This window comes from Serratia sp. BW106, assembly GCF_002607755.1.
In the GTDB taxonomy this organism is placed as follows: domain Bacteria; phylum Pseudomonadota; class Gammaproteobacteria; order Enterobacterales; family Enterobacteriaceae; genus Serratia; species Serratia proteamaculans.
This window is the reverse complement of the sequence record NZ_MCGS01000007.1, coordinates 174,706-187,189: the sequence shown is the minus strand read 5'-3', so window position 1 is coordinate 187,189 and position 12,484 is coordinate 174,706. Positions and strand designations below refer to the sequence as shown.

General features: G+C 46.9%; 17 protein-coding genes and 1 pseudogene. 5 read left to right on the top strand and 13 right to left on the bottom strand.

What is annotated here, in order from left to right; genetic code table 11:
* Nucleotides 1-3: 3 nt before the first annotated feature.
* From BEI65_RS05670 to BEI65_RS05645, 6 genes are all read right to left on the bottom strand, one after another.
* On the bottom strand, nucleotides 4-411 hold the full coding sequence (locus BEI65_RS05670; RefSeq protein ID WP_099062500.1) for a phage protein NinX family protein: 408 nt from the start codon (nucleotides 409-411) through the stop codon (nucleotides 4-6).
* 46 nt (nucleotides 412-457) lie between these two features.
* The gene (locus tag BEI65_RS05665; protein WP_099062499.1) at nucleotides 458-1,378 is read right to left on the bottom strand and encodes a DNA cytosine methyltransferase; all 921 of its coding nucleotides are present in this window, start codon (nucleotides 1,376-1,378) and stop codon (nucleotides 458-460) included.
* Nucleotides 1,369-2,196 (bottom strand): Dam family site-specific DNA-(adenine-N6)-methyltransferase, encoded by an 828-nt coding sequence (locus BEI65_RS05660; protein ID WP_099062498.1) that lies wholly within the window; start codon nucleotides 2,194-2,196, stop codon nucleotides 1,369-1,371. The genes BEI65_RS05665 and BEI65_RS05660 overlap by 10 nt, the downstream gene beginning before the upstream one ends.
* Nucleotides 2,193-2,420: a TraR/DksA family transcriptional regulator gene (locus BEI65_RS05655; RefSeq protein ID WP_099062497.1), complete on the bottom strand. Its 228-nt coding sequence runs from the start codon at nucleotides 2,418-2,420 to the stop codon at nucleotides 2,193-2,195. Before BEI65_RS05655 ends, BEI65_RS05660 begins: the two co-directional genes overlap by 4 nt.
* 149 nt (nucleotides 2,421-2,569) lie before the next feature.
* Nucleotides 2,570-2,797, bottom strand: coding sequence for a hypothetical protein (locus tag BEI65_RS05650; protein ID WP_099062496.1), 228 nt, complete (start codon nucleotides 2,795-2,797; stop codon nucleotides 2,570-2,572).
* The gene (locus BEI65_RS05645; protein ID WP_099062495.1) at nucleotides 2,794-2,988 is read right to left on the bottom strand and encodes a hypothetical protein; all 195 of its coding nucleotides are present in this window, start codon (nucleotides 2,986-2,988) and stop codon (nucleotides 2,794-2,796) included. The genes BEI65_RS05650 and BEI65_RS05645 overlap by 4 nt, the downstream gene beginning before the upstream one ends.
* A gap of 317 nt (nucleotides 2,989-3,305) precedes the next feature.
* On the opposite strand from BEI65_RS05645, the gene BEI65_RS05640 reads away from it, so the two are divergent.
* Nucleotides 3,306-3,779 carry a hypothetical protein gene (locus BEI65_RS05640; RefSeq protein ID WP_157765431.1) on the top strand — a complete coding sequence of 158 codons (474 nt, stop codon included), beginning with the start codon at nucleotides 3,306-3,308 and terminating at the stop codon, nucleotides 3,777-3,779.
* Between the two features lie 335 nt (nucleotides 3,780-4,114).
* Here the strand turns inward: BEI65_RS05640 and BEI65_RS05635 are convergent, their stop codons facing one another.
* The 3 genes from BEI65_RS05635 to BEI65_RS05625 are packed head-to-tail and all read right to left on the bottom strand — an operon-like array spanning nucleotide 4,115 to nucleotide 5,268.
* Nucleotides 4,115-4,387 (bottom strand): hypothetical protein, encoded by a 273-nt coding sequence (locus BEI65_RS05635; RefSeq protein WP_099062493.1) that lies wholly within the window; start codon nucleotides 4,385-4,387, stop codon nucleotides 4,115-4,117.
* Nucleotides 4,384-4,992: a GPO family capsid scaffolding protein gene (locus tag BEI65_RS26735; RefSeq protein ID WP_157765430.1), complete on the bottom strand. Its 609-nt coding sequence runs from the start codon at nucleotides 4,990-4,992 to the stop codon at nucleotides 4,384-4,386. Before BEI65_RS26735 ends, BEI65_RS05635 begins: the two co-directional genes overlap by 4 nt.
* Before the next feature lie 9 nt (nucleotides 4,993-5,001).
* Nucleotides 5,002-5,268, bottom strand: a complete 267-nt coding sequence (locus BEI65_RS05625; RefSeq protein ID WP_099062492.1) for a DNA-binding protein — start codon at nucleotides 5,266-5,268, stop codon at nucleotides 5,002-5,004.
* A gap of 87 nt (nucleotides 5,269-5,355) precedes the next feature.
* On the opposite strand from BEI65_RS05625, the gene BEI65_RS05620 reads away from it, so the two are divergent.
* The 3 genes from BEI65_RS05620 to BEI65_RS05610 all read left to right on the top strand — a co-directional run bounded on the left by BEI65_RS05620 (nucleotide 5,356) and on the right by BEI65_RS05610 (nucleotide 6,961).
* The gene (locus BEI65_RS05620) at nucleotides 5,356-5,658 is read left to right on the top strand and encodes a helix-turn-helix domain-containing protein (protein WP_099062491.1); all 303 of its coding nucleotides are present in this window, start codon (nucleotides 5,356-5,358) and stop codon (nucleotides 5,656-5,658) included.
* Between the two features lie 63 nt (nucleotides 5,659-5,721).
* On the top strand, nucleotides 5,722-6,720 hold the full coding sequence (locus tag BEI65_RS05615; protein WP_099062490.1) for a tyrosine-type recombinase/integrase: 999 nt from the start codon (nucleotides 5,722-5,724) through the stop codon (nucleotides 6,718-6,720).
* Nucleotides 6,713-6,961, top strand: a complete 249-nt coding sequence (locus BEI65_RS05610) for a hypothetical protein (protein WP_099062489.1) — start codon at nucleotides 6,713-6,715, stop codon at nucleotides 6,959-6,961. Before BEI65_RS05615 ends, BEI65_RS05610 begins: the two co-directional genes overlap by 8 nt.
* A 119-nt stretch (nucleotides 6,962-7,080) precedes the next feature.
* On the opposite strand, the pseudogene BEI65_RS05605 reads toward BEI65_RS05610, so the two are convergent.
* The 3 genes and pseudogenes from BEI65_RS05605 to mntR all read right to left on the bottom strand — a co-directional run.
* Nucleotides 7,081-7,235: pseudogene (locus BEI65_RS05605) on the bottom strand (IS630 family transposase); the annotation flags it as partial.
* A gap of 348 nt (nucleotides 7,236-7,583) precedes the next feature.
* Complete coding sequence (locus tag BEI65_RS05600; protein WP_099062488.1) at nucleotides 7,584-9,629, bottom strand: hypothetical protein; 2,046 nt, start codon at nucleotides 9,627-9,629, stop codon at nucleotides 7,584-7,586.
* A gap of 485 nt (nucleotides 9,630-10,114) precedes the next feature.
* On the bottom strand, nucleotides 10,115-10,585 hold the full coding sequence (mntR, locus tag BEI65_RS05595) for a manganese-binding transcriptional regulator MntR (protein ID WP_099062487.1): 471 nt from the start codon (nucleotides 10,583-10,585) through the stop codon (nucleotides 10,115-10,117).
* A 229-nt stretch (nucleotides 10,586-10,814) separates the two neighbouring features.
* Here mntR and BEI65_RS05590 point away from each other — a divergent pair, with 229 nt between their 5' ends.
* Entirely contained in the window at nucleotides 10,815-12,119 is a 1,305-nt protein-coding gene (locus BEI65_RS05590) for an Nramp family divalent metal transporter (RefSeq protein WP_099062486.1), read from the top strand.
* A gap of 55 nt (nucleotides 12,120-12,174) precedes the next feature.
* On the opposite strand, the gene BEI65_RS05585 is transcribed toward BEI65_RS05590, so the two are convergent.
* Nucleotides 12,175-12,450, bottom strand: coding sequence for a hypothetical protein (locus tag BEI65_RS05585; protein WP_099062485.1), 276 nt, complete (start codon nucleotides 12,448-12,450; stop codon nucleotides 12,175-12,177).
* Nucleotides 12,451-12,484: the final 34 nt, after the last annotated feature.

Sequence of the window (12,484 nt, the reverse complement as noted above, 5' to 3'; positions counted from 1 at the left end):
ATGTTACTCGGCATTGCCTGGCTCGATTTTTTGCAACCAGCCAGCGTTAACATCTTCATTTCGTGCCGGAGCTTCCCGCAGCATTAGGAAAACGATCATAGCCGCACGCAGTGGTCGATCTGCATTGCTGGTAAACTCATGCCCCGTTGGTGCCTGCGCTCGGCACCACTCTTTGGTGCCGTTGCTGTCGAATGTGATATCAATTTTGTGCCTAACGACTATCTCCCAAGAAAACGTTGGTTCTTTGCAATATTCCGGCAGGACTGATCGGTAACCGTCTTTGGTTTTGGCTATAAAGTTATAAATTCCATCCATACCATCAACCCAGCCAACGTCCTGGAAGGCATAGCCAAGAATGCTTGCCACGCGTTTGTTTATTTCAAAGTCACTTAACTGGCTGTAATCGGTCATTGTTCAGCGCTCCTATATTTCGAGTTCGGTTTTCTTGGTTGCTTCTTCATGCCTGAGCCGCTAACGCGGTGATGATTTCGCACATGGCTTTGGGTGGCACGGCATTGCCAGCCATATGGACAGTTAACTTGTGGGATGGCGGCTTGATGTAATCTGCCGGGAATGACATGGCCAGCATGTTCTCTTCCTTTGTCAGAATGCGCATGCGAGCGCCATCGACGACAGCCCACCGATCGCGGGTGGTGATCGTCCCGATGGGACGGGCAAGGGATCGCCCTGTTTTGGTGTTGCCGTAGTAGCTAAAAAGAAACCGTTCACCAAACTGTGCGCGACCATTTTTAACCCTATCCAGCGTTGAATTAGCGCGGCCCGGCTTTTCAACCGGTTGCCAGTTTCCTGCGGAAAAATCGATAAAGGTTTCTGCCGACACATGCGGCATTTTTGGCAGTGTTAAATGCAGTGGTTTCTTGCTGCGTGTACAGATAATGAATAAGCGCTTCCGGTTCTGAGGGACGCCCAGATCGGCACAGTCCACAATATGCGGTGCGAGTGAATATCCCAGAGCTTGCATAGCGCCCTCCCATGCCGGATAGAGTGTCCATTTAAGGAACTCGACCACGTTCTCAACGATGATGTTCGGCATCCGATGATATTCAGCGGCGGAAATAACAGCCCAGGCAGTGGATCGGCTGGCGTCATGCTGGGGATTACCTGCTTTCTTCCCGCGTGCCTTGCTATGGCCCTGGCAACAAGGGGATGCCATCATCAGATCATGCCGCGGCACCCGCGACCAGTCAGCCTGGTGCAAGTCCTGGCAAACATGAATTGCGCCGGGGTGATTCTTTTCATGGGCATCAACGGCGGCAGGCCAATGATTGCCCGCCCAAACCACTTCGACACCGGCCATTTCCGCTCCCGTTGATGAACCGCCCAAGCCGGCAAACAAATCACTCGCTTTTAGCTGCATGTTGATGCCTCCATGGTGGCGATGATTTCACCTGTGCGCATGCGGCCAGCGGCATTGGCACTAACCGAACGGCGGGCGGTGGTAATGGTGATGTTGAAATCGGAGTACAGATCCAGCGCGGCAACTGTTTCGCTGTTTGATGCCACAACGTGGCGCCCACGGCGGGCAGCAATGCGCAGCATGCGTGCCAGTTTTCGCTGTTGGTCGCTGGTAAAACCGTCGGTGTGGTAGCTGGTGAAATTGGCGGTTGCTGATGCAGGGATGTAGGGCGGATCGCAATAAATCACGTCACCAGCTTGGGCCATCCTGATCGCCTCCTGGAAGCTGCAACACAGGAAAATGGCTTTCTTCGCCAGTGCCTTTTCTGAGAAGGCGTGGATCTCGTCTTCGGGGAAATAAGGGGCTTTACGATGACCGAATGGCACATTGAAATCACCGCTCAGGTTATAGCGGCACACACCGTTAAAGCCGTGGCGGTTCAGGTAGAGGAATTGCGCTGCGCGATACAGGAAATTGCTGTCACAACGCAGGTTAAAATCAGCCCGCACAGCGTAATAACCCACCTCGTCGGCCTGCTGTTTAAACAGATTCCTCGCTTCCCGGATAAGTTGAACCGGCAGGTTTTTAGCGACGTTGTGGAAGTTGATAAGGTCGCTGTTGATGTCGCACAGCAGATAGCTGTCGTAATCGGTATTGAGGAACACTGCGCCGGAGCCAACGAACGGCTCGACCAGGCGCTTGCCCTCGGGCAGATGCTGACGCAGGGTGTCGATAATGCTGGCTTTACTGCCAAGCCATTTAAGGACGGGACGGTTCATAATGAACCTCCTTTCATGTGTCGTGATTTGGCTTCGCGATGTTCCTGACAATGCACACAGGTAGTGACGCCATGGATCAAACGTCGACGCGGCTCAGGGATTGGCGAGCCGCATTCTTCGCAGTGAAATGCGGAAGGCCCGCAAGGTTGCTGGCGAGCGTTTTTAATTTGGGCGTCAAGAATTAGCTGATGCCGCTCCTGCGCCATGTCGATTTGATCAGACATTGGGCATCCTTAGTCGTAATTGCATTCTTCGGGTGGCAGACACTGGCTGTCAGATCCCTGGCGAGATTTGCAAAAATGATAAAAAAACGGGCCAATCAGACCAAAAGCGACAACGGCCCCGATAGCCGTAATGGCAAGGTAGATATCCGTCATTTCCGGTACTCCACGTTGTACGTTTCATGGGTCATTAACCGCCAATCCTTGCCGCCGTTTTTACTCAGCAAACGCCAGCGGTAGCCAATATCTATTTTCAAATAGCCATGCGGCTTGATACGACGAAACACACGGTTACCACGGCGAAACTGAGACAATAATATAATTGCCTTGCGGTATATTTCCGGGGTGGTAGCAGTACCAGCAAGAGTGATCAAGGTCATTTCCCCTTTATTTGTTCAGCACCAATATTCTGGCGTGCGCTGATCCAGCTTTTCAGCATGGAAATAATTTGCTCTCTGGGTGCCTTGTCCGCTTCCAGGCGTTCAATTCGTGTGCTCAATAATTCCAGCAGTTGCAGCCGCGAGGCTCGTCGGGCTTCGGTTAGTAATTCCATTAACGTAACGTCATTCATAAAACCCCCTGAATTCAGGATGTGGGAAACCCGCCACCAGAAAGGCAGCATTTTTATTACGAGTGATTTACATATTTCAGTAGGCACTTATTAGTACGTACTGGAATATGTGCCGGTTTTATCCATGCCGGCTCATGGTTAGGTCAATCTATCCGCTCTCTTGCAGCCCATTCATTTATTAGGGCGCGACCGGATTGGTGCGATTGTCCTTAATGCTCCGGGATTACGCGCCCGGCCGCGTTGTGGTATCTTCACCATGCCCGCCACGTTCTGACAGGAACACGGGCATAGCAATCAACCACCCACAAGAAGGAACTATGATGGAAATCTCTCTTTCTAAATACTACGGCTTGTTCACCAATACATACAACAACGTACTTAAAACACTAAAGCTGGAAGCTCATGAAATAAGCTGGCGTTCGGACAAGCAAAATTACCTGAGCGAACGCACTCTTAATATCTTCAAGCTTGATCTTCTCCTGTTTGGATATAAACAAGAAAACGATCCTCATCGGCTTATCCTCAAAGGTAAAAATGCACTTGTTTCTTACCTGGTGAACAACAAAAAAATACCATTCGGTGATGCAAAAAATATCACTCTTGCAGATGCTTTAATTCTGCTCTCTGGCGAATTGAGAGAGCTAAAGGTTTCTGATGAAATCATGAGTCAACTAAAACAAGGTGATTTCAACTTTAATGACTACCATTCATTGGAGTTTGTTTTCCAATATCCGGGATATCAGGATGATGAATGGGATCCGGATCTGTGGGATAAACGCTTGCTGAAATAAATTCGTTTCTTTCAGCTTCCCTTATCTTCACTCGTTCGATTTCTAAATTTAACTCCTCGACACAGTTTGTTGAGGAGTTTTTCAGCTCTAGAGCATATTCCACGCTCCGCAGCCATGCCCGCAATTCGACATCGTTTAGGTTCCCTCTGTAGATAAATGGGTGTTTGGTCTTTTCCTCCGCAATAAAAATAACTTTACCATTGGCTGAAATCATATTGTTGGCTCCCATGTTTTTCCCCTTCGTTGTACCTATCTGGGAGCACACCCCACGACGCCAATCGCCCACACGTTAATGGAAGGGATGCGCTCTCAGATAGGGCCGGGCAACCCGGCCATCAGACGAAACACTGCATATCACGCGGCACAGGGATATCACCGTTATTGCAACGCAGCATCAAAGCATCGATCACCTCTGCGGCAACTCCGTCGCCTGCGGCTTCTGCCGTGCTCAGCAAGCCAGTGAGGCCAACGCTTAAACGAAAAGCGTGGTCGTTTAGTGAAACAGCCCGCACTGCCGGAGCGATAGCGCTGGCTGCATTGATGTTTTGGGCCTTGGCGTGGTACTGCGTCAGCAGATCGTCAACCAAAATGGTGTATGCCTGTTTCACTTTGCCGCCTCCTGCTCATCAAAAACCAACGGATCGGTATCCAGGATTGTGGGGTTGGATGTGATCCCGATGCCATAGAGCTGACTGGCCTCATCCCGGATCGCCATTGCGATGGCTGGGTAAACTGGTTTTTGGTTTTTTTGCGCCGATTTATAAAAATCTCTCAAAGATGGCGTCTCAACGATACGAGCCATAAGCGCCACTTTGCCTCCTCTCTCTCCCAGAGCGACTTCAATAACTTCACTCAAGGTTTTTCTGTCGTCGAATTCTATGCATACACCGACGTTAAAAAGATCAGGATTGAAACTTGTCGCCATCTGCTTGAGTTGTTCGGCAGTTATTGCACGTCCGTCAGTGGTTACGCCTTCGATGGCTACCAAAAACCATCTGCTTTTAGTGTTCCGCCGCTTCTCGGTATAAAGCTGGTGAATATGTTTGATCGCCCCAGCCTTTGAGTCATAAAGACCGAACGAGTGATCGCCGAGACTGACTTCATATCTGGCGATTTTGCTCACAGCCGTTTGCGGGCGATAGGTGATCACAAAGCCCCGATAACGAGAGGTGTTGCGGCTGATTTTGGTAATGACATGGCGCATGGTCTGCATATTCCCGCCTCAACTCATCTGTTCAACAAATTTCTCAGCGTGGCGCTTGGCGTTCAGATAGATGGCGTAAAGGTTGACGCGACGCTTTGCACCAGGGCGCACTTGCAAAATCGGCAGGGCACCGGTATCGGCCTGTGTACGAATGGTTTGTTTGTTCTTCCCGATGCGCAGCGCGTAGTCAGAGATCGACTCTTCCAGCAGGTCACCAAATGGATAATCAGCCGGCAGTTGGTTTTCCCTTACCCCAATCACCTTTTTTTGTCGGTTTTTGTTCATAATGATACCCTTTGAGATCACGCAGTTTTCTATTATGTAGGGTACATATCCGTACCATTAACTGGATTATGGGTACAAATAATTACCATGTCAACCAACATAGGTTCAAAAATTCGTGAGATCCGTGAGGCTGAAGGATTAAGCCGCGAAGAATTTGCAGTATTAACAGGGGTTCCCGCAGGAAATTTGAAGCGATACGAAACAGATCGTATCAAGAGCGTTGGAAGTGAGTTTCTCTTGATGATCACTCAACATCAGCGGTTCAAAAAATATGCAATGTGGTTAATGACTGGCGACGTTGCACCGGAGGTTGGGCAAATATCTCCGGTTCTCTCCCCTAATGGGTATCCCAGTTCATCCAGCAACCAAAAAGGCAAAAAGGTTGGCTGACCGCATGGAAAATAATGCAGCGCTGGAAGCGGGGCGGCATTTGTTTCGAAAGGAATCTTTGGGATGAGTATTAAATCGCTGGGCACTGAAGGCTACATGGTGGATGTACGTCCCCAGGGTCGGACGGGTAAGCGAGTCCGCAAAAAATTCAAGACCAAGTCTGAGGCGCAGCAGTTTGAGCGTTGGGTTATCGCGACGCAGAACAACAAAGATTGGGTTGATAAACCCGCCGATCAGCGCCCCCTCACGGAGTTGATAGACCTCTGGTTTAAGCATCATGGCCAGAACCTGAAAGATGGCGTGAAGATAGAGCATAAATTACAGGTGATGGCGGCCAAAATGGGTAATCCCAAGGCTAGCCAGATCACTCGCGCCTCATTTTCTGACTATCGTGTGTTACGGCTGGCCGAGGGTAAAAAGGCAAAAACCGTCAATCTCGACCAGGAAAAATTGGGCGGGGTATTTTCCGTGCTCATCGATCTGGGTCATTACTATGGCGAGCACCCGCTCAAAGAGATGAAAAAAATTAAGCTGCCGGATCAGGAAATGGGTTTCTTAACTCATGACGAAATCTGGCAGTTGCTCGATCGGCTGGAAGGTGATCATCTGAAGGCGGTTAAGTTGTGCCTGGCAACAGGGGCACACTGGGGGGAGGTGGTCAAACTTCGGCGGGAAGAGGTGATCGGCAATAAGGTTACTTACCTCAATACCAAGAACAGCAAAAACAGGACTGTCCCGATCTCAATCGAACTCTGCAAAGAAATCACTTCTGGGGTCAAGGCTGGGCCAATATTTGCCGAACTCAATTATTCGTACGTGAGAACGTGCATCAAAGATGTTGCCCCCGGCTTGCCGGCAGGGCAGGCCGTTCACGTTCTGCGCCATACCTTTGCCAGCCACTTCATGATGAATGGGGGCAATATTTTGGCGTTACAGCGGATTTTGGGGCATTCAAGCATTTTGCAAACAATGAGTTATGCGCACTTTGCGCCTGATTATCTGGAAGACGCGGTGAGATTTAACCCACTTACAAACGAAAAGGAGAGCGTTACCCATGCCTGATAATATCGTGGTGCCTAAAGAAGGCTTGTATGTATCCACAATTCCTGGTGGAGAACGTTTGGTTGTTGTTGATGTAAACGTGGTAGAGGATGACGATGATGAAGAAGGGGATGAAATCTTTTTCTTGGTAACATTCGTTAATGAAGGTGATGAAAACGATATGTCAGCGCCAAGCTGGGAATTTGACTCCATTGAATGGCGGGAGCATGTTGCGAGAGAGAAACTAGAATTTGTAGGCTAAGTGTTAGCCCAGACTTGAACTGACACATACCCTGGTAGTACACAACTAAATCCGACAGTCTGCTCTGAGCGAGGAGCAGACGTAGCCCATGATCTAAATAACTGATCCGAATAGCGCTGCACTTTTGCCAGCCCATGCTTACCTCCGGGGGATGGCCTGGCGGTTTTCATAAAATGACGGACTTTTTCAGTAGCTACCACACACTTCTGTACGAGTGGTTACGTGGAATCGTTTCATGCAATGCCAGCCACAGCCGCTCAACTCGATTTACCCACGCGTGTATCAGCATGGCTGATTAATCTGCGGTAATGGTTCTTATCCTGTATTTTATGAATGGTTTTCTGCATTAGGCGCCGTTTGGTTCGGGGCATTGGTGCTATGATCGGCATTGCTCAGTCCAGTTGGTGATTTGTGATGTTTGACTATTGATCAGATCACACAATCCGGCCGGGTTCCCTTAGAATGATCTACTAATTGGAACAGTTATTTAGGAAATCATGAAAACAATTCAATTTTGTTGCAGTGAAAGATAAGTATATTAGAGTGCATTTTTAAAAAACACACTCTGTCTTTATGGACCTACTATGCGAATAAAAAGGTGAGCTGCAATATTTAATTATATTCACTTTTCTCTTGAGGTAGAATACAAATTTGGGTAATTTTTTTCTATTATTTCTTTTTGTTTCTTACTCATGGAGTCGTAACAGGTCTCGTATACAACATTGAAGAATACTTTGTCTTGACTGACTCTTAATGGGTATTCTTTTATGGTCTTATTTTCTAAAAAATCAAGAAGCTGCACTGGGTTTTCAAAATGATTGATAATGTCATTAGCAGTTAGAGTATCGTTTTCCCACATAGATAAAACATGTTTCTGATTGCCAATTTGATAAGTATCACCGTGACTAATTATACCAACATCTATATATCTTGATTTAATGAGTCTGTTAAATGCTGATGAGTCAGTAACATAAACACCATCGATTTTTCCAGGTATTGAAAATGGAAGATTATTCATAACCACAGGAACTAATTCATAGTCATTTATATTCTTCCCGAACTGCTCCTCAAATACTTCTGCATTTGATAATAAACCATCAACAAGCCTTTTCACTTGTGCTGCTGCTTCTGCAATGAATTCTCTCTTTTGAAAAGCTCTTGTTAATGAACCTCCAGATAGTGTGGTGTTCTTACACTCCAAAACAAATGCTTTGTCGTCAAGTAAAAATACAGCATCATATTCATATTGCTCTAGCCCCCGCTTAAATTTGAAATAACTATTAACCAACTTATGTTTATCTAGAGTTTCTATCATATCATTCTCAAACCCATAACCTTTTTTTGAAAGATCGGCTTGTTTAGAGGAGAATTTAGAAAGAATTATATTACTGATAAGAGGCGCTGTATATGCTGGCGTGAATAATAAATAAGAAAAATTTGATGTTTGAATTAGTGGCGAGTCATATATATCTCGACTATCATTTCCAAATGTGATGCTTTTTATAAAAACATCTGCTTTTAATTCGGAAAACCCACCTAATCTTAGTACACTAGTAATTTCTTTCTTGCTATAAATAATCTTATATTTCGCATTTTGTGATAAATATGAGATTACAGAATATCCTCTTACCCATTCGCGTAAACTCAAGCCTAAAACAATGTCATTGCTGTCATGGCTTGAGAGTGCTTCCATCAAAGAACTTAAATATGGATATTCCTCAAGTGTTATTGGGTGAGCATCTAAAGAACCAGACCACTTACTAATATCTGATGGAAGTCTCTTTTCAAGCCGGAATTTAGAAATTGCTTCAAAGAAATTCTGGCTTAAGCGTCTGGACAATCTTTCATTAGAGATTGTATCAAAATATTCAAAATCGTCTATAGTACGATTGAACATAACAGCAGTAGTGATACCATCTGTTTTCGAACTTTCTGGAATTTCATTAGGCTGTGCAATCTGTATGTTGTTGTCAAAATAAATACAACTTTTAGTACATGTGATCAACTCGTTCCATGCTAAAGAATAATAGAAAATTGATGAGGCGTTATTAACCAAAGACTCATCAATATCTATCATTTCAGGAATTATAATGTCTTCTGACTTTGTTAATTTATGTTCATATGCAAACATTTTCAGAGTCAATGTTAAAAAACTAACTATTTTATCTAAGGCGGAATCAGGGGAAATTGAGGTTCCATCATCAGTTAAAATATTTTTTTGATTTAGAGTGAATGGAGTTCCACTTTCCCCAATTTTAGATGAGTGAGTTTCCATCAGTTCTTGTAAGTGATAACCTTCCTCTAAAGCATTTTTGATGACAGCCCAGCATAATGTCTGAATGTTTTCTTCCATCAGTGGCAGCGCTTTTAAACCAGTTTTTATTTCATCGATAATAATCTCAGATGTTTTAAATACTGAGAGGAGCTTAGACAAGTGCTTAACCGTGGTATCACATTGAGTATTATTTATTAAATCCTCAAAAAAGCGATCTCTTTCCTGTCTTTTTTTGTGATTATGAGGTTGAAAATTTTTAAAGTTTTGCGTTTCGAATTTTACTAAATGACGAACAGATTCGTTTTCATTGAAAAATGGTATCGCTTTAAGTAGTCTTTTAGTTTTGTATTTAGAACAATCTTTAGATATTTCTTCAAAATTTATATGTTTCATATTTTCCGCTTGCAGATGTTAAATGACTATGAATGGTAAAAAGTATCACCATGACCTTCATTTATACCAGTGCTAAATTATCTTTACCTACATTTAAAAATACTATCTTAAATTAACATTTTTTATAAAACTGAACAATATGTAAATAAAAAGACGAAGATGGCTTGTGTTTTGGTATTCAAAATACCGTCTCCGGGAGATAGCTGCAATACATAGCTAATCATATTCATGTTTCGTCTATTTCCATTGCGTCATTGTCATTTTTGATGATTAGTTACGGGACACACCCTAGGCTGTTACCAACGTCAGCTCAAGTTTGAGCTAATACAGCTAAAGGAATGATCCACAAATTGACCCAAACACCCACGCTATACCCACTTTAGGCAGGCAGTTACAAGTATCCAACTCATTGATATTATTGTAACTGCTTGCTTTTGTTGGCATCAGGATGGCGGCGAAAGCCTCCCTTTTTTATTGGCGAGGATTTATTTTACTGAGTGCTTTTGCAGATACTGTTCAAACACCGCCAGGGTGTCGTTAGAAATGTGATGTTCAATTCCTTCACTGTCCAGCTCCGCCGTATCATTCGGCACTCCGAGACACACCAGCAGATCGACCACAATCCGGTGACGGCGGCGTACTTTCTGCGCCAGTTGTTCACCTTCTTCCGTCAGAAAAACCCCACGATAAGGACGTGATTCCACCAGGCCGGCACTTTTCAGCCGGGCGATATTTTTGATCGCGGTAGGATGCGAAACGCCAAAGCGTTTGGCGATATCGGTGGTTCTGGCTTCACGGGTGGTCATCAACAGGTCGGCAATCAGCTCGACATAATCCTCGATCAGCGCATTAGACTGCGCCTCACGAGCGCGGGTGAAGCGCAGGGCATGTTCAGCCTCGTCCGGCATTTCAGCCACCACGGGGCGTTCGGCGTCGTCTGGTGCGCTTGTTGCCATATTCTGAGACGTCCTTTAAACGTTAAACCAGTAAGTTGCAGGTTAATGCAGTTCCGCCATACGTTAGTCCAAAGGCGACGCATTATCAATTCGGCTGGTGCATTCGATGACAATAAGAAATATTTGTACACAAAGGCAGTGAATCTTCCATTTTGCATAAAGTGTAGCCGATGCTACATTGCTGTGAGTGTTGGGTGAAAAATAACCAGAAAAAGATTGAGGGTAAATCATGCGTGATGCGGCAACCACCACATCGTTAACCGAACGAACCAATACGGCAATTGGTAACGCACTTGCCGGGCGCAAGCGGGGTGCCTTTACGCCGCTGCTGTTCGCCGGCCCCGCGGTGATTGCCTCTATTGCTTATATGGACCCCGGTAATTTCGCCACCAATATTCAAGCCGGTTCGAAATACGGCTATAGCCTGTTATGGGTGGTGGTGATGGCAAACCTGATCGCCATGCTGTTTCAGGCGCTGTCGGCCAAGCTGGGCATTGTCACCAACCGCAATTTGGCGGAAATGTGCCGTGACCAATTTTCCCGCCCGGTAGTGATCGGCATGTGGATACTCAGCGAAGTGGCGGCAATGGCTACCGATCTGGCGGAGTTCCTCGGTGGTGCAATAGCGCTGGCGTTACTGTTCCATATGCCGCTGTTGCCAGGGATGGGGGTGACGGCAGTGATCACCTATGCCTTGCTGATGGTGGAGAAGAAAGGCTTTCGTCCGGTGGAACTGATGATCGGTGGGTTGGTCGCGGTGATTGCCCTGTGTTACCTGGTCGAGATGTTTATCGTGCCGGTCGATTGGGCGGCCGCGGGCATGGGCATGGTCACGCCGCAATTGCCGGATGCGCAGGCACTGACCATTGCCGTCGGCATCATTGGTGCTACCGTGATGCCGCACGCTATTTTCCTGCACTCTGGCCTGACCCAGCACCGTGCGCCGGCCAGTGACAAGGGCGAACGTCGCAAACTGCTGCGTTTTTCCAATATTGAGGTGGTCATTGCGCTGTCTATCGCCGGGCTGGTGAATATTGCCATGGTGATTATGGCCTCCAGCGCCTTCCATGCCGGGAATAGTGATGTGGCAGAAATTGGCACGGCATACCATACGCTGACCCCATTGTTTGGTGCGGCTGCCGCCGGTATCTTCCTGATGTCGCTGATTGCCTCCGGTATTTCCAGCTCGGTGGTGGGCACCATGGCGGGTCAGATGATCATGCAGGGGTTTGTCGGTTTCCGCATCCCGGTGTGGGTACGTCGTATGGTGACCATGATCCCGGCCTTTATCGTGGTCGCGTTAGGGGTTAATGCCACCGATGCTCTGGTTTACAGCCAGGTGGTACTGAGCCTGGCACTGCCGGCCCCGATGATTGCGCTGGTGATGTTTACCCGTCGCCGCGACATTATGGGGGAGTTTGTGAATGGCCGCCTGACCAGCCTGCTGTCAATCATAGGTACGGTGATCATTCTTTTGCTCAATATGGTGTTACTGCTGCAGACCTTCGGCGTTGCTATCCCCGGTCTGGGCTGATCGGTAAGCCGTGCAGTGGTTGCTGTCACGGCTTATCGCCTCGTGATAAATCCCGTTAAGGCGTCGTTTTCTGCTGTGTGTTCTGACCACCGGTCAGGGCCTTCTCGTCGGCGGAAATGCTGCCGGTATTTGCCGCCCACACGCCTTCCTGGGTTTTGGTCACTTTCTGATGTGTGGCATTCAGATTCTGACCAACAGCAGCAATGTGGTTGGATTCCACCCCGCCGGTATTTTCCCCCCAGGGGATGGTCTGATCGTTGGCCTGGGCCAGGCCGCCCAAAGCCAGCGGAATCAACAGCAGTGCGACATTAATCAGGTTTTGTAGTCTCATCGTCTTAATCTCCACTTATGTCCATGGCACCCGG